12 protein-coding genes and 1 tRNA gene are annotated in these 16,233 nt (G+C 34.2%); 9 read left to right on the top strand and 4 right to left on the bottom strand.

Annotated elements, in window-relative coordinates:
- Positions 1–220: 220 nt before the first annotated feature.
- Positions 221–1,252, top strand: coding sequence for a UDP-N-acetylglucosamine--N-acetylmuramyl-(pentapeptide) pyrophosphoryl-undecaprenol N-acetylglucosamine transferase (locus CCY16_RS00085; protein ID WP_088413973.1), 1,032 nt, complete (start codon positions 221–223; stop codon positions 1,250–1,252).
- Here CCY16_RS00085 and gshB read toward each other — a convergent pair.
- Both gshB and CCY16_RS00075 read right to left on the bottom strand, forming a co-directional pair.
- Positions 1,237–2,178, bottom strand: a complete 942-nt coding sequence (gene gshB, locus CCY16_RS00080) for a glutathione synthase (RefSeq protein WP_088413971.1) — start codon at positions 2,176–2,178, stop codon at positions 1,237–1,239. The two genes, CCY16_RS00085 and gshB, sit on opposite strands and share 16 nt — an antisense overlap.
- 52 nt (positions 2,179–2,230) lie before the next feature.
- Positions 2,231–2,821, bottom strand: a complete 591-nt coding sequence (locus tag CCY16_RS00075) for a BON domain-containing protein (protein ID WP_088413969.1) — start codon at positions 2,819–2,821, stop codon at positions 2,231–2,233.
- A gap of 139 nt (positions 2,822–2,960) precedes the next feature.
- Between CCY16_RS00075 and CCY16_RS00070 the strand changes: the two genes are divergently transcribed.
- The 6 genes from CCY16_RS00070 (at position 2,961) to CCY16_RS00045 (ending at position 9,660) form a co-directional block, all read left to right on the top strand.
- Positions 2,961–3,042 (top strand) — tRNA-Leu (locus CCY16_RS00070).
- 159 nt (positions 3,043–3,201) lie between these two features.
- Positions 3,202–4,545 carry a trigger factor gene (gene tig, locus CCY16_RS00065; protein WP_088413967.1) on the top strand — a complete coding sequence of 448 codons (1,344 nt, stop codon included), beginning with the start codon at positions 3,202–3,204 and terminating at the stop codon, positions 4,543–4,545.
- An 11-nt stretch (positions 4,546–4,556) separates the two neighbouring features.
- Positions 4,557–5,183, top strand: coding sequence for an ATP-dependent Clp endopeptidase proteolytic subunit ClpP (gene clpP, locus CCY16_RS00060; protein WP_088413965.1), 627 nt, complete (start codon positions 4,557–4,559; stop codon positions 5,181–5,183).
- Positions 5,183–6,463 (top strand): ATP-dependent Clp protease ATP-binding subunit ClpX, encoded by a 1,281-nt coding sequence (gene clpX, locus CCY16_RS00055; RefSeq protein ID WP_088413963.1) that lies wholly within the window; start codon positions 5,183–5,185, stop codon positions 6,461–6,463. Before clpP ends, clpX begins: the two co-directional genes overlap by 1 nt.
- A gap of 15 nt (positions 6,464–6,478) precedes the next feature.
- Complete coding sequence (gene lon, locus CCY16_RS00050; protein WP_088413961.1) at positions 6,479–8,923, top strand: endopeptidase La; 2,445 nt, start codon at positions 6,479–6,481, stop codon at positions 8,921–8,923.
- A gap of 341 nt (positions 8,924–9,264) precedes the next feature.
- Entirely contained in the window at positions 9,265–9,660 is a 396-nt protein-coding gene (locus CCY16_RS00045; RefSeq protein ID WP_088413959.1) for a hypothetical protein, read from the top strand.
- A 124-nt stretch (positions 9,661–9,784) separates the two neighbouring features.
- Here the strand turns inward: CCY16_RS00045 and surE are convergent, their stop codons facing one another.
- The gene (surE, locus tag CCY16_RS00040; RefSeq protein ID WP_088413957.1) at positions 9,785–10,537 is read right to left on the bottom strand and encodes a 5'/3'-nucleotidase SurE; all 753 of its coding nucleotides are present in this window, start codon (positions 10,535–10,537) and stop codon (positions 9,785–9,787) included.
- A gap of 202 nt (positions 10,538–10,739) precedes the next feature.
- Between surE and ligA the strand changes: the two genes are divergently transcribed.
- Positions 10,740–12,779: an NAD-dependent DNA ligase LigA gene (gene ligA, locus CCY16_RS00035; RefSeq protein WP_088413955.1), complete on the top strand. Its 2,040-nt coding sequence runs from the start codon at positions 10,740–10,742 to the stop codon at positions 12,777–12,779.
- Between the two features lie 1,511 nt (positions 12,780–14,290).
- On the opposite strand, the gene CCY16_RS05845 is transcribed toward ligA, so the two are convergent.
- On the bottom strand, positions 14,291–14,428 hold the full coding sequence (locus CCY16_RS05845; RefSeq protein WP_245800637.1) for a hypothetical protein: 138 nt from the start codon (positions 14,426–14,428) through the stop codon (positions 14,291–14,293).
- Positions 14,429–15,167: 739 nt separating this feature from the next.
- Here CCY16_RS05845 and CCY16_RS05840 point away from each other — a divergent pair.
- Positions 15,168–15,317 carry a hypothetical protein gene (locus tag CCY16_RS05840; RefSeq protein ID WP_245800635.1) on the top strand — a complete coding sequence of 50 codons (150 nt, stop codon included), beginning with the start codon at positions 15,168–15,170 and terminating at the stop codon, positions 15,315–15,317.
- The last annotated feature ends 916 nt before the right edge of the window (positions 15,318–16,233 follow it).

The following is a 16,233-nucleotide window of genomic DNA, read 5'->3' as shown; positions in this document are numbered from 1 at the left end:
CAGTTGATTTAAGGGGAACTTTTATTATGTTTTTAACAGTTTAAAAAAACTCTGCTCCTGCTTTCTCTTTGTTCTTTAGGTTTATTTTTTTTCACATTAGATTCTTTTTTGCTATTACTACTTTTGGGCATTGTAACTCACTATCATAAAGCTTAATAAGATTATGTGTGCAAACTATTAAATTATAGTTAATAATCTAGCATCATTTTGTTATTCACAGATGGATATCATTTTAGCAACAGGTGGTACAGGTGGACACATTTTTCCAGCTATAACCTTAGCAAGAGCAATAAAAAGGCAAGGATACGATAGCATATTATTTGCTGATAAAAAAATAGGTAAAAATACTGACGTGAAGGACTATACCCTGCCACTAAATAAACCGAGTGGCAGTAAGTTTAGGTTTTTTCTCTTGTTGATATATAGCTGTGTGTTAGCATTATATCAAATAAGAAAGTTAAAACCAAAGCTGGTCATTGGTTTTGGTAGCTATGCTTCTTTTCCAACTCTTCTTGCAGCAAAAGTTCTTTCTATACCTATAATTTTACATGAACAAAATACAGTTTTGGGGAGAGTAAATAAATTCTTTTTCAATAGTGCAGAATTAATTGCAACTAGCTTTCCAGAAACTAAGTATGCAAAGGGCAATAAATGTGTTTTTACAGGAAATTTTGTTGATGTAAAAGCAAAGAGCCATTCTGGCACTAAGAAAATCCTAACCGTGTTAATCATAGCAGGTAGCCAAGGTGCAAGTTTTTTTGACGATGTAGTAAGTGGCGTAATTTGTAACCTGCCTATTGAAATAAGAAAGAAGATTAGAGTAGTACAACAATGCACGAAGAAAAATATGAATAAGGTAGAAGGCTTATACAAAGGAGGACAGGTTATTTGTGAGTTGAGTGAATTTTTTGACGATGTGGGAAGCAGATTAACCGATGCTCATTTGGTAATTAGCAGGGCAGGTGCAACTTCAATAGCAGAGATCACTCTTGCTAGACGTCCTGCTATATATATTCCTTATCCTTGCTCAAAGGATGATCATCAATTTTATAACGCGAAATATGTTAAAGATTCGGGGGCAGCTGTAGTAGTTGAGCAAAATAGTGAGGCGAAAAAAAATCTAACGAAGTTACTGGTTAATCTGTTATGTGATTCTCAAAAACTACGTGATATGGCTAATAATACTAAGAAAATAAGGATAAAGAATGGGGTTACTGAGTTTATTAGAATAGTAATTCACAAACTTGGTTGACTAATATGGCTGCTGGCTTTTTCTTCAAATACGTCCCATAGGTCTTTTTCTAGTGATATATTATATAATTTATTGATGTAAACTATCCCCGTGGGTGAAGTTATGTTGATTTCAAGAAGAAAGTCATCTACAATATCAATGCCAACAAATATTAGCCCTCTTTTCTTTAATTCAGGGCCAATTTTATTACATATTTCATTGTCTTTATCGTTCATTTCAACAGGTTCAAAACTTGCTCCAAGCCGCAAATTTGTTCTGATTTCTCCACTAACTCTTGGAACTCGTTTCATTACCCCAATTGGTTGACCATCCAGCAACAATATTCTTTTATCTTTGTCTACATTTTTACAGAATGCTTGTGCAATTACAGGACATTTATATTTTGTAATCATGAGTTCCACTACTACTTGAATACTGTTTTCATTTTGTATTCTTATTACATCGTTTCCTCCATAGCTGTACAATGGCTTCAGAATAATACCTCTGTAATCGTGGTAAAAATCTCTGATCATTGATATATTTTCAGTAATCAAAGTTGGAGGAATTAACTCTGGAAATAATGAAGTTATCAATTTTTCAGGACAATTTCTCATTTCTGTTGGATTATTAATTACCAGTGCTCTAGTTTTTTCTAAAATATAGGTGGTTGTAATGTAACGCATATCAAAAGGTGGGTCCTGTCTGATAAATATGATATCCATTTCATTCAAGTTAATAGCTACATCTTCTTTAGAGGTAAAACTACAATCATCAACACTGACTTTCTGAGCAAGAGCAATTGGCTGATTTAGCTTTAGTGCTAAATTGCTAGGGGCATAGGCAAAAACTTTGTACTTCCTTCTTTGCGCCTCTTTTATTAATGCAAATGTAGTATCAGTTTCAAAGTTTATGTTTTCATCCATTTGAAAAGCTACTCTTGTTTGCATATCACTTTGAACATAAGGATTACTGCCGAAAACTAAGTTTCAAAGAAGTCCGTTAATGACGTAACTTGCTGTTTCTGTACCGTATATAGCTCACAACTTGTTTTACTCCCTTTACTTTTCTTGCAATTGCTATTACGGCTTTTAATTCTGCTTTATTTTGGGCTATACCCATCAAATAAACAACTCCATCAACCGTATTGATGCCATAGTTAATTGATTTGATGTTTCTTTTTCCCAGGAGTCTTGTTCTTATTTCTGCCGTTATCATACAATCCACAGTGGTATCAAACATGGAAGTAGTTTGAATTGGTGTTACTCTTGTCTCATTTATCACTTCTTTAACTTCTTTTTGCTGCCAAGCTATTTTTTCTGCTGTGAGTTGTTTCTCAGGAGTGTCAACGTTTCCAATAAGCAATACTCTTCCTTCACTTACTCTAACCTTAATAGATGAAAATAGCCCATGTTTTAAAAGTTCTTTGTTGATTCTAATGACCATGGTTGTGTCATCAACGATATTTCCCAGGGATTTATCTTGCATTGTTATTGCTGTTGCTGTTGCCACTACACCACCTATTATAAGGGTTGTGCAGCTACTCTGTGTGATCAGAAAAATTGCAAGCAATAAACTTGTTATTAATTTCATTATTGGTTTTTAGAATTTAGAGCTCTTATTAAGAAATGTTAATAAGCTTTTTTGATTGTGTAAATACCATAAATTAAGTAAGACTTTAAATCTTGAATATTTTAATAGTGTACCTATAATGGAGTACTGAAGATTTTTTGCGGGTATGGCGGAATTGGTAGACGTGCCAGGTTTAGGTCCTGGTGAGCTTGCTCATGGGGGTTCAAGTCCCTCTATCCGCACTTGAAATCATGTAACTTAGGTTTTAAGAAAAAATTTATAATCACTGAATACACTTTTGGCTGTGTTAAAAAACCTGTTCTTAAAGATTGTATTTAACTTAAATTCTGATAGAATGACTCTGTTAGAATATAAATTAAAATGTTGATAAATGGATTGTAATGTCTGGTAATATACCTCAAAATGTGGTAGAAGTAGATACATTAAGTAGTATATATACTTATAAGGAACTTAGTATAGATAAACTAAAGCATGAGTATGAAATCACGGTTGGTAGCAATTATATAGAACAAAAGGTGAATTCTAGACTACAAGAAATAGCAAAAAACGCAAAATTGCCTGGATTTAGGTCTGGAAAGATGCCCTATGATCTTGTTGTTACAAATTATAAGAACGAAGCTTTGGAATATGTAGTAAATAGTACGATTGACTATTGCTCAAGTGATTTAATGAAAAAAATTGAAGTTAAGTCTCACATTTATCCTAGGGTTGATATTATATCATTACCAAATCTGAATGAAAAGGGTGAGAAGAGCAATTTTGTATACAAACTGTCTTTTGAATCGATGCCTGAAGTGCCAGCAATAGATCTTGATAAAATAAATTTGAAGAAAGTTGAAGCAAGGATTGAAGAGGAGGACATAAAAGGGTTTGTCGATTCTATAAAAACAAGATTTCCTAGCTTTATTTCTGTTGATGATGCTTCATATCGGGCAAAGAATGGAGATAAATTGGTAATTGACTTTGAAGGACGAATTAGAAATAAGCTTTTTCAGGGTGGGAGCAACAAAAACTTTAAAGTTACTTTAGGATCTGGCACATTTATTAATGGTTTTGAAGATCAATTAACTGGTATGAAAAAAGGAGAAACAAAAAGTTTTAAGTTGAAATTTCCTGAGGATTATCGAACCATTTCCCTTGCAGGACAAGAGGCTAATTTTTCTGTTCGAGTTAATGATATTCAAGTTGCTGAAGATTTTGGAGGTGATGATGAAATGGCTAAGAAAATTGGGTTTAGAGATTGTTCTTCGCTCAAAAATCATGCAAAAGAAGTAATTGGTGGTCAGTGTGAAGAAATGAGAGATCTCTTGATTAAGAAGGAGCTATTTGACTATTTGGATGCTAATTATAGCTTTGACTTACCTACAGATGTAGTAAGACAGGAGCAACAGAGAGTGGAAAGGGAGTTGGGCTCTAAGGATGACTCTTGTAAGGAAGCTGAAAGGCGTGTAAAACTTGCAATGTTATTTATGAAGTTTAGTACAGAGCATAAGATATCGTTAACTCAAAATGATATTTTAAATGTTATTGTAAATCAGTATATCAGTAAAGATGTGCCATTTGATAGGGTATTTAAGCATTTTAGGTCAGACAGGCAATTTCAAGAGTTAGTTAGAGGGCAAGCTCTGGAACACAAAGTTACGAGTTACATAATAGAAAAAGTTAATAAAGAAGAGCAAATTGTTTCTGTGAAAGAGTTAAAAGAATTGTTTGGTAATATTTAGTAGGAAAAGGTATGACTCTTATACCAATTGTAATTGAGCAAACTAGTCGTGGTGAGCGTGCTTATGACATATATTCTAGGCTAGTGAAAGAGAGGATAATTTTTGTGACTGGTCCTGTTGAAGATAACATGGCCAGCGTAATAGTAGCACAGCTTTTATTTTTAGAATCGGAAAACCCTGATAAAGACATTTATATGTACATTAATTCACCAGGTGGTGTTGTAACTGCTGGTTTGTCGATCTATGATACAATGCAGTATATAAAGCCGGATGTTTCAACTTTGTGTATAGGTCAAGCTGCGTCTATGGGTTCTTTATTACTTGCAGCTGGCACAGAAGGTAAGCGTTACTCTCTACCTCATTCAAGAATTATGATACATCAGCCATCTGGTGGTTATCAGGGTCAAGCAACTGATATAGAAATACATGCTAATGAAATTTTGCGGGTTAAGAGAAAACTGAATCAGATTTATGAAAAACATACTGGAAATTCACTGAAGAAAATTGAAGGAATGATGGAAAGAGATAAATTCATGGATCCTGAAGAAGCGAGAAAAATTGGCTTAATTGATAGAGTAATAGCTGAGCGTAAGGATATTAAGGTCGAGAATATTAAAATTGAACAAAAGGTAGGTTAATGGATAACAACAATGGCGATTTACACTACTGTTCTTTTTGCAACAAGGCACAAAATGAAGTAGACAAGTTGATTACTAATTCTTCAGATGGTTTGAAAGTATTTATTTGCAACGAGTGCATAGAGTTATCCCATAAAGCAATAAGTCAAAAGAAAGGTGGATCTTTTAATTCAGATTATATGTCTGATGTAAAGTTATTACTAAAAAAGCCTGAGGATATAAAGATTTTTCTTAGCAAGCATGTTGTAGGTCAAGAGCACGCACAACACGTTTTGTCTGTGGCTATGTATAACCATTGTCAATCCATGGCACAGTTTAATGCCATAAGTGATATCGAAATTGAAAAATCGAATGTGATGCTCATTGGTCCCACTGGTTCTGGTAAAACTTTGCTAGCTAAAACGCTTGCTAAAGTTTCAGATGTACCATTCGCTATGGCTGATGCGACAACTTTAACTGAGGCAGGTTATGTAGGTGATGATGTGGAAAGCGTGTTATCGCGTCTATTGCAAGCTGCAAATTATGATGTTGCAAAGGCACAGCGTGGTATAGTGTTTATAGATGAAATAGACAAAATCACAAGAAAATCTGAAAGCACTTCGATAACACGTGACGTTTCAGGTGAGGGAGTCCAGCAAGCTTTGCTTAAGATCATGGAGGGCACAGTTGCTTATGTTCCACCACAGGGTGGGCGAAAGCACCCACAACAAGAGTTTATACAAGTAGATACTAATAACATACTATTTATTTGTGGAGGAGCTTTTGAAGGTCTAAATAAAATTATTGAAGCAAGAAAAAAGGGAACGTCAGTTGGCTTTGGAGCAGATATAAGTCAGTCTAAAGAGCAAAAGAAAAAGAATACTTTGCATGATGTTCAACCTGAAGATTTGATCAAATTTGGTTTAATACCGGAATTCGTAGGACGGGTTCCAATAACTGCTGTTTTAGATGAGCTGGATCATGAAGATCTAGTACATGTATTGATAGAGCCAAGAAATGCGCTAATAAAACAATACAAGGCGTTACTTGCTTTTAGCAAGGTAAACCTTGAATTTTCAGATGAAGCAATATCAGCTATTGCTGAAAAAGCTATGAGTTATAAAACAGGTGCAAGGATGTTACGTGCTATTTTAGAATCACTTTTGCTTGATGTTATGTATACAGCTGGAAATGGGGGTTTTGAGGGTAGTACAATAGTAATCACTAAGGAAATGGTAGAATTAGGGAAAGCAGTGATTAGTCATAATAACAAGGGCAATGTTATAACAGTTAATGATTAATTTGAGACATGTATTATGAAAGTTGAATGTGCTGTAGATTCTGGTTTTGCTACATTGCCAGTATTACCTTTAAGAGATGTAGTAATTTTTCCAAATATAGTGGTGCCTTTATTTATAGGCAGGGAAAAATCTATTGGCGCACTAGAGTATGCAATTAATAATCGCAGTCGTCAAAATGAGATTTTTCTCGTAGCACAGCAAGATGGCTCTATTGATAGTCCAGAGCCAAAAGATCTGTATGAAGTAGGTGTGTTGGCAAATATTGTGCAACCCTTGATAAAATTACCTGATAATGCAGTAAAAGTTGTAATCCAAGGAGTGAGCAGGGGGAGAGTTATAGAGTATATTGACTCTCATGCTTTACTACAAGCTAGGGTAGAGTTAGATAGTTATCATGAGTATGAGGAAAGTGAGGATAATGTTGATCTGGAAGCTTTAAGGCGAGCTGTTATAAATGCGTTTGATAGCTGGTGTAAACTAAACAAAAAAAATCATCCTGAAATTATTGTTAATCCCATTGAGCAGATCAAAAAAATTGATCAGCTTGTAGATACGGTAATTTCTTATTTGAGTATAAAAGCATCAGATAAACAAAGTATACTTGAAACTTATGGCTTGGAAGAGCGTTTAAAAAGAGCTTTTGCCTTTATTGAAAGGGAAATAAGTATTTTGAACGCGCAAAACCGTTTATATAAAACGATTAAATCGCAAGTTGAAAGTACTCAGAAAGTTTACTACCTTAATGAGCAGTTGAAGGCCATACAGAAAGAATTGGGTGAATTTGAGAATGGAGAGGAGGGAAATATAATAAATGAATTTGAAAAAAAGATAAATGAAATAAAGCTTTCCCAGGAAGCAAGGGAAAAAGCTATGACTGAGTTAAAGAGGTATAAAAAAATGAATCCCATTTCTCCTGAAGCTACAGTTATATCTAATTATCTATATTGGTTGCTTGATCTACCATGGGGAAAGTATAAAGATGCGAAAATTAATTTAAATGCAGCTAAAAAGATCTTAGATGAAAACCATTATGGCATAGAAAAAGTAAAAGATAGGATAATAGAATTTTTAGCAGTATTAAAGAGAGTAAAAGAGATAAGAGGTCCTATACTTTGCTTAGTTGGACCACCTGGTGTTGGTAAAACTTCTTTAGCTAAGTCTATGGCAAGAGCGGTAGGAAGAGATTTTGTTCGCATAGCTCTTGGTGGTGTACGTGATGAATCTGAGATACGTGGCCATAGAAAAACTTACATTGGTTCAATGCCTGGCAAAATCATTCAGCATATGAAAAAAGCTAATTCGTGTAACCCACTTTTTTTGCTTGATGAAATAGATAAGATGGGTTCTGATTCGCGTGGTGACCCTGCATCTGCATTGCTTGAAGTTTTAGATACTGAACACAATAAACACTTTACTGATCATTACTTAGAAGTTGAATTTGATCTTTCGAGTGTAATGTTTGTAGCTACAGCAAACAGCTTAAATTTGCCACACCCTTTGCGTGATAGGATGGAGATTATACAATTATCTGGTTATACTGAGGATGAAAAAATCAGTATTGCTAAATATCATCTAATTCCCAAATTAAAAAAAGAGCATGGCTTACGTCAGAGAGAGTGGAGCATAACTAATGATGCACTATATGAGTTAATACGCTTATATACACGTGAAAGTGGTGTCCGTAGTATGGAAAGGGAGCTTGCAAAGCTCATGAGAAAAGCAGTTAAAGAAATATTAGCAGGTCAAAATAAGAAAATATCTGTAGGAGTTGACAACTTACAAGATTATTTGGGAGTGCGTAAATACACCTTTGGTATTGCAGAAAAAGATAGCTTAGTAGGGGTAGTAACTGGACTTGCCTATACTGAAACAGGTGGTGATATTTTAATGATAGAATCAGTCCTAATTCCAGGCAAGGGGGAAATAAAATACACAGGAAAGCTTGGGGAGGTTATGCAAGAATCTATAAAGGCTGCATATAGTTATGTTCGATCAAATTGTCTCTTTTTTGGTATAAAACCTGAAAAGTTCAAAAATAATGATATACATTTACATCTACCTGAGGGTGCTGTGCCAAAGGATGGTCCTTCTGCTGGTAGTGCAGTATGTACATCCATTGTTTCTCTTATGACAAATATACCGATTAACAAGAATGTTGCTATGACAGGTGAGGTGACATTACGTGGTAGAGTTTTAGCCATTGGAGGTCTGAGAGAAAAATTACTTGCGGCGCTCAGAGGATCAATCAAGACTGTGATTATACCTGGCGAAAATGAAAAGGATATGCAAGAAATTCCAGCAAATATTAAAGAAGAGATCAACGTAGTTTTTGTTAAGAACATTGATGAAGTTATAAAAATTGCTTTGATACGACCTACTATTCCAATTGAAAGCGATAATAGAAGCAGTGCACTTTTTTCCCCTATAAAAAATAAAAAAGATGATTTTCCTGGATTATAGAAACACTCAAGTGTTGAAATATTGCTATGTTTGAATACATAGGAGTTTTTACTAATAGACAGTGTAGGCATTCTGCTATTAATTGTTACGTTCCTAGGTAATTTGGTTTATTGCCCTTTTTGCAAAAATATTACTAATTCTTTACCACTTTCTCTGGTTAAGATCAAAATAAAGTAGTTAAATTTTATCTTGTATTGTTTTTATGTTTATAGTATATTTATTATGTATTAATATTTAAGAATTAGGATAAAAATTTAATTATTTTATATACATTGTTTACTTCTTTCTTTGTCTAGCCGTGCTTTGGAGATGATTGGATTAGAGGTAGGATCTACTGTGATGTGCCTTTATATCATGCTAACTTTTTTGCAGCTGATATCGTCTATCATTATACAGGCATCACTAAAGTTTCAATTGGAGCTATGGCATTACGCTCTGCTTATGATTCTACAGAAAAAGGATCTGAAGTGGGATTTCTTGCAAAATTACATTATAATCATAAGATTAAAGGTACAGATATCGCTCCATATATTACTGCTAGAATAGGTATTACTGGAACCAAGCAATCTTACAAAAAATTTACAGATAATGATATTTTTTTTGCTTATTATAGGTTACAGAAACTGCAAAGACTTTCTCACGGTGTAGAACTTGGGATAAGATTTAATTGTAGTGTATGGCTCCAGGGCGTGAGGTATTATATAATAAGTGAGAAAATTGTGATATTTCTTCTTTAGTTGCTCAAAAACTTAATTATACCTGCCAAAGACCTCAATTCGCACCTAAAAGGTGCGAAGTAGGAGGTTATTATGTCTGACTACCATATGTTATTCAACTAATAAAAGATTTGCAAATGTTTTTTCAATTAACTATGGAAGAAAATTCCTCTGCATAAGAATTTTTCATAGCATTCAGTGTATCATAATCTGTAAAATCTAGTTTTATTGGTGTAATGGTAATAAATCCTTCTTTGATTTTGCCTACACTACCGCTACCTAAATGTTCTCGAGACCAATTTAAACTTAAAGAACCATCTGGATTTTCAGTAAAAGTTAAGTCCCCATCAATGTTGTATTCACCTTGTTCAGCAAATTCTATTCCTTTTACTTTTTCTGTAGCGGAAAAATTTATGCTCATCGCTATATTTTTAGGCCAGCCAACCTTAACTAGTTTAGCAATAACCTTTGGGGCAAAAATCTTTGTATTGTACCAGTTTATTCCACCATGGTATGCTTGACTTAGCGCAATAGAGGGTATAGATCTTGCAGCACCTTCCATTACAGCGCCGATTGTTCCTGAATAACAAACATCATCTCCAACATTTGACCCAATGTTTACTCCAGATAATACTAAATCTGGCTTTTTATCCATAATCTTATTTAGTGCAATAATTACACAATCTGCAGGGGTGCCAGACACACTGAACTCCCTTTCACTGTGTTGGTTTATTCTAATAGACTGCTTCACTGGATGATCAAGAGATCTTGCTGCTCCGCTTCTATCAGTATCTGGTGCCACTATCCAGATTTCCGATGCAAAATTTCTTGCAACCTCTTTAAGTAATTTTATTCCTTCACTTTCGAAACCGTCATCATTTGTTATTAATATTATCATATAAAATTTTGTATAGTTCCAAAGTTATGATAAATAATTCCGGTCATCAATTGTAAATAAATATATCACTCTTAAGCCGTTTAACTATCTGCAACTTCTTTTGTTGTTTCTCAGTACTTTATCAAGTATCATACGCTGAATTAAAGGAAATTCGCAACTTGACGATGAAGCTAATATGGTATTATATTAATGTAATTTAAGCATGGCTGATTTGGAAAAAGTGATAGAAGAGTTTACTAAACTGCGAGATCAGATCAATTATCATGATGTTTTATATCACCAAAAGAGTAAACCAGAAATCGCTGATGCTGAGTATGATGAGCTGAAGCAAAAGTTAGTTGAAATGGAAGGACAACTTCCGGGAGCGTGTGCAACACAAGATGGTGTTGGTGCTGCACCTGATGAGAAATTTTCTAAGATAAAGCATCAAGAACCTATGCTCTCTCTTGAGAATACTTATGATGAACAAGGTGTAGGGCGATTTTTATCTAGAATAAAGAGGTTTTTAATTGAAGAAGAAATAGAGGTGTTCTGTGAGCCAAAGATTGATGGGTTGTCATTTTCTGCAGTTTATGAAGATGGAAGATTTGTCAAAGCTGCGACTCGAGGTAACGGTTTTGTAGGAGAAGATGTCACACGCAATGTTGCAACAATAAAAGGCTTTCCCAGATTTTTGCAAGATGTACAAGATAGGTTAGAAGTAAGAGGTGAAATATACATCAATAATAGTGACTTTTTAAAATTAAATAAAGACAACGAATTTGCCAATCCTCGAAATGCAGCTGCTGGTTCTCTAAAGCAATTAGATGCAAACGTTACAGCAAGTAGACCGTTGAAATATTTTGCTTATTCTTTGATTGGTGGAAAAGAGAAAAGTCAAAGTGAAGTACTAAATAGGCTTGAGTTACTTGGTTTTTGCGTAAATGAACATCGATCCTTAACGAACAATCTAGACGGCATGCTGGAGTTTTATAACAAGGTTTATAATTGCCGCTATAATTTGGATTATGATATTGATGGAATAGTCTATAAGGTAAATGATTTGGTACTACAAAGTCGTCTAGGAAGTACCCACAAAGCCCCGCGCTCAGCACTTGCATATAAGTTTTCTGCAATTTATGCAAAGACAAAGTTGAATAAAATATTTATACAGGTGGGTAGGACAGGAGTATTAACTCCAGTTGCAGATTTAATACCAGTTAATATTGGCGGAGTGCTAGTAAGTAGGGCAAGTTTGCATAACCAAGATGAAATAAAACGTAAAGACGTAAGAGAAGGAGATATTGTAACAATCAAGAGAGCAGGGGACGTGATTCCTCAAATTGTTAGAGTAGACAAAGGTTCTCGTCATGCAGATGCACCTGGATTTGTATTCCCTGAGGTATGCCCTGAATGCGGTGGTAAAGTGCAAGCTGAAGGAACGGCAATAAAATGCTCTGAGGAATTAACCTGTGAAGCTCAAATAATAGGAAGATTAAGGCATTTTGTATCGAAAGATGCATTTGATATTTTTGGCCTTGGTGAAAAGCAGATAAAGTTTTTTTATGACCTTGGTCTGATAAAACAAATTCCCGATATTTTTAACTTAGAAGAAAGGTTGAATGAGTTTAGTCTGAAAGAACAGCCTGATTGGGGCGAGAGGTCAATAGCTAATTTATTAAATGCTATACAAAACAGAAGGGTAATAACTCTAGATAGGTTTATATTTTCTTTAGGTATTAGATTTGTTGGCCAAGTTGTAGCAGAATTGCTCGCAAATTATTATGTTTCTTATGATAACTGGTATAGTTCGATGATAAAACTGTTATCAAATGATGCTGAAGTGGGTGTAGGTGGCATAGAGAAGAGAATAGCCAAGTCTTTTAGTGATGAGCTAGTAGGTATAGATGGCATAGGGGAAAAAGTGGCTGAGTCTTTGAAATCGTTTTTTTCTAAAGAACGTAACATCAAAATGTTGAAGGATCTTACTGATTATCTTCAAATCCTTTCTGTGAACTCCAACTCTAGTGACTCTGTTTTAAATAATAAAATCATAGTGTTTACCGGTAAACTACTTACTATGAGTAGAGGAGAGGCGAAAGTGAGAGCCAAAGCTCTAGGAGCGAAAGTCAGCTCAAATCTTTCTGCTAAAGTTGACTACCTAGTTGCAGGAGAAAAACCAGGAAACAAGTACAAAAAAGCAGTGGAATTAGGTATAGGAATTTTGAATGAAGACCAGTGGTACAGAATGATAAATTCGTAAGTGTATGAATAACCATACCTTTTAAGTGGTACACGAGTTTTAATATCAATTTCTGTAGATAAGTAAAGCTAATTGCCAAGTTAAGATTATAGGCACTCTTTATTAATTTGTTATCTTATTTCTAGGGTTTAGTGCAACATTGTAAATCATACAAGAGTTTTCTTTTATCGGGATAGACCTGCTCCTGTAGCATTAGATCTCTTACATGGTTTTTGGTAGTGCATTGGGCATATAACAACGTTATATTAAAGACGAAAAAACTACTTGGCAAACCTCGCAGCCCCTTATCATGATACTGAGGCTCATTATTTATCTTTGCAATCTATGCAGGTTGATGACAAAAAGCTTAGGGTATTGGGTATCATATTTAATTTTTTGCACTATGTGCACCTTATATCTTTTATACAATCTGATTTTTACCCATACACAAGCTGAAACGCGCTTATAAAGTGTTTAAGAAAGTAGAAAATGCTTAATTGACAAGAGAGTATGTGAATATTAGCTACCTCGGGGTTCTCTTACCTTTTTTTATTTAATAAGTTTCTTAATATTTATAGCTGAAGCAGTTCAAGGGTACACAAAAAACGCCAATTTAAAAATTTTAATTTAGGTTATGTAAGAAGTCACGCAGGAGTTCTTTTTTGATGAATCTGAAATATTTACTTCTGACATCTAGTTTATACGTTTGGAATAAATTTTAGATTCTTGTTCTTGTGTGGGTCTTTCTTTTGCATGCACTTAATTGAGTGAACCTTTCTTTTCAAAATAGTTATCTGTGAGTTCTAAAAAGAGTGAAATCAGCTCAGGGAGAGTGTAGTTATGTTCATTCGATGAATGTAACTCTGTAATTGGAAAAAAGTGAATGTTGTTGTTTTAGTAGGTAGTAATGATAAAAACTTATTCCGGCGTTTTTTCGTTACTCCAACTTTAGGTTCAGGATTTTTTGCTCTTGGTATTTTAGCTAAGTTAGTATCCTCTATGAGAAACTCTTTGTATTGTTCAAAACCTTCAAATTTTTCTTTTTTTTGATGGTCTTTTTTTCTATATCAGCAATTTTAGCACCTATAGCTGCCTGTTGACTGATAAATCTGTCGTTTTCTAAATTGAAACAAATTGTGTATGGAGTAATGTCATTAATTGTCGTGTGTGGCTTAAAATACTACCCAAAACACTTAAGTACAAATTCTATTATAGGGGGAAATAGCTATTTAGGTTTTGATATATGTAATAAATTAACTAAAAGTTTTTTAAGTGAGCTGAAGGATTTATTAATAGTGCACCTTAAATGGACATTGTCATCTTTAAACTTTTTATAAACCTCAGCAGCTATCGGCCCTCCAGTGCAACTACTATATAACACTATGTTGTCTGAACGAATGCCTCGTTTTAAAAGATCTGAAATGATTTCGATACCTGTATTTACTTGATCTACCCATTTAAAGAATGGCCTTTGCTTTTTCCAGAACTAGGAAAATTAATGAAGTGAACATCCATACCTGCTTCGATGCGGTTCAATTCCATTCGCTTTTATCTTCGTCTGATTCTTTTGCGAAAGTATATGTAAGTTCTGGGAAATAAACTATACGCTTTTTCTTTCTGTTATCTACATTGCTCTTTGGGTTCAACATCACTATCTTTTTAATCCACATCCCGTTTTGAACTTCTATAAACTCTTTCCTAGTTTTTATTGTATTTTCTTTTATTGCTTTCGTTTCATACTTCCCATCATACTAATTTAGTAATACATAAAATTTTGAAAAAAGTCAATCTTTATTAAAAAATCAACTTTTTATATACCTATCTTTATGTCTATCGAAATTACAAGCTAGATTTAAGCTTGTAATAGTAAGAACTGGTATAATATCTCTTGCATCTAAAAAGCCTGTAAATAGCTTAAAGTAACTTTAGTGTTAATTAAGGAGGGGTTATGGTATTCGTTCAGTTATTTAATAGGGAATTAGATAATTTGCACTTATTAAGACATCAGTTTTATCAATTATGGAATGAAGGGAAATTTAAGCCTTGAGGCTTTACAAGTCTATGCGAAGAATATTATCATCATGTTGCTGCGTTTCCTCGTTATATTGGTGGTATACATTCTTTGTGTCTAAATCTTAAAATGCGATAGGTTTTACTTGGTAATTTAATAGAAGAAGAACGAAGTGATGAGAACCATCCCGAGTTATGGCAACGTTTTGCTGAAGGTTTTGGCGTTACACGGTCTGATTTCCGTAAAGATGCAAGGAGACAAGAAATTAGTCGATGGTTACTTCGATATCGTACGATCAACCTTTGCAATGGGTCTTGGTGCTCTATATGCCTATGAACGTCAAGCTCCAAAGGTTTCGAAATCTAAAATTGAAGGTCTGAAAAAACACTATTTAATAAATGATGGGCGTTCTTCTCCAATTTTTTACTGTTTATATGGATGCTGATAAGTGGCGTTCTGAGGAGTGTACAAGCCTTATTGCTTATTTAGATGAGGAGGAACAAGACAAGATTATGCGTAGTGCTAAAAAGGGCGCGAAACTCTTATGAGATTTTCTTGATGGAATGCTAAGTGTGCATACATATTGCTGAAAAGTTTTACATTGGTAAGAGGGAAGGCTTTTTGTAAACAAATGAGCTAACTTCAGGGGCATATGAGTTTTATAAACTATAAAATAAGGAAATGGAGTTAAATACGAAACCTTTGTGTAACCTACTTGTCCAAAATTCATGGCTTTAGGTTCATTTATGGTATGGTGCAGAAGAGAAGTTTCATCTCCAGTTAGTTAGTATTGATATTGATTTTACCTTTAAGTCTCCTTGGGCTTATAACTGACCGACTTGAGGATACTGTTTGCTATCTGCAGGTAGTATAGAATATTTGATCTCTCGTTCAGGACAAGCAGTTCAATTTAATCGAGCATTTTACTTGTAATGTGTATATAACTATTAATAAATTTTTGATATAAAAAAAGCATATTATTTTTTCTGTAAGAGTGACTACTCGCGAAGTTGCGCCATTCGCTCCAAATGTGCATGTAGATGTTCTCTTTTTACTTATTGTGATATACTGCAAGAACAGAAAGATAACTAATGTTTATATTTCTATTGGCTCAAATATAGGGGATCGCTTTTCTAATTTACAAAAGGCTGCTTCCTTCTGAAGGAAGACTATTTTAAGGATCTAAAATTTTCAATTATTCTGGAAATTAAGGCTATTCTACCAAGTGGTGCTCCAGTTGAGTGGGACAAGCCATTTTAAAACATGGTTTTGTATGGAAGTTGTTCTTCTTCTGAAGAGCTATTAGAAGGTCTAAAATAAATTGAGTGTGACAGGCCTTCTACAGGTCTATGAAAAATGAACAACTCGTCTTATTGGTTTGGATATTTTATTATGGGATGATTTGACACTTGAGACGCCCTACCTTAAGATTCCTCATCCGGAATTAATGAACAGACCATTTTT

The sequence above is a fragment of the Wolbachia endosymbiont of Wuchereria bancrofti genome, from assembly GCF_002204235.2.
Lineage (GTDB): Bacteria > Pseudomonadota > Alphaproteobacteria > Rickettsiales > Anaplasmataceae > Wolbachia.
This window is presented reverse-complemented; position numbering and strand designations above follow the sequence as displayed.